The 431-nt window shown below is 69.1% G+C and carries 1 protein-coding gene; it reads left to right on the top strand.

The genetic code is table 11. The features are described from left to right. Positions 1–431 (top strand): mannosyltransferase family protein (locus OP04_RS48150; protein WP_033346817.1); only part of this gene is annotated, 431 nt, incomplete at both ends.

The raw sequence follows: 431 nt of genomic DNA, 5'->3' as shown, positions 1-431 counted from the left end.
GACGATGTTCCTGGGCGCCCTGCAACTACTGTGCCTGGGCCTGCTCGGCGAGTACGTCGCACGAATCTTCACCACCCTCCAGGGCCGGCCCGCGTACGTGGTCACCTTCGACTCGGAAACGGCGGTCACAGTGGGACGCGCTGCACTACGTCCGCATCGCCGAGGCCGGATATCCGGTCGGCGGACCCGGCTACCCGGCGTTCTTCCCGCTGTACCCGCTGCTGATCCGCCTCACCGACCCGATCCTCCCCGGCGGCACCCTGACCAGCGCGTCGGTCGTCGCGAACGTCGCCGCGATCGGCGCGCTCGCCCTGCTCCACCGGCTGACCGCCCACGAGACCGACCCGGAGACCGCCCACCGGGCGGTCTGGTACCTCACCGCGTCCCCGATGGGCTTCTTCCTGTTCATCGGCTACAACGAGTCACTGTTC

It is taken from the genome of Catenuloplanes japonicus (assembly GCF_000717135.1).
Classification (GTDB): domain Bacteria; phylum Actinomycetota; class Actinomycetes; order Mycobacteriales; family Micromonosporaceae; genus Catenuloplanes; species Catenuloplanes japonicus.
This window is presented reverse-complemented; position numbering and strand designations above follow the sequence as displayed.